Source organism: Lachnoanaerobaculum sanguinis (genome assembly GCF_033242365.1).
In the GTDB taxonomy this organism is placed as follows: domain Bacteria; phylum Bacillota; class Clostridia; order Lachnospirales; family Lachnospiraceae; genus Lachnoanaerobaculum; species Lachnoanaerobaculum sanguinis.
Genome location: NZ_BTHK01000066.1, coordinates 1 through 370, shown reverse-complemented (window position 1 = coordinate 370; position 370 = coordinate 1). Strand labels below are relative to the sequence as shown.

The following is a 370-nucleotide window of genomic DNA, read 5'->3' as shown; positions in this document are numbered from 1 at the left end:
TACTTGTATAAACATTTAGACTTATGTTCACATCCACTACAGTCTGAACATCCATATACTTCATATGTTTGTGTATAACCATTCTGTTCTTTCTTTTCTGTGTTGATATGTCTCAGTTCACGGCCGTCATGACAGATATAGACTTGCTCATCCTCAAATACCGTTGTCTTCATGTTGTAGTATTTACCTATATCTTTACTGTATGCTCTTGTTTTTCGTTTCTCGTGATCCTGTAATTTTATATAACTGTCTATTTGATTTTCTTTCAGATATAAGAGGTTTTTCTCACTACAATAGCCGCTATCTGCCGTAACTTCTTCAAGCACTTCTCCAAATGCTTTCTTATGCTTTTCAAGGACAGGAATCAGTG

At 35.1% G+C, this 370-nt stretch carries 1 pseudogene; it reads right to left on the bottom strand.

What is annotated here, in order from left to right:
- Nucleotides 1–370, bottom strand: a pseudogene (locus tag SBH76_RS13550) (IS1182 family transposase); the annotation flags it as partial.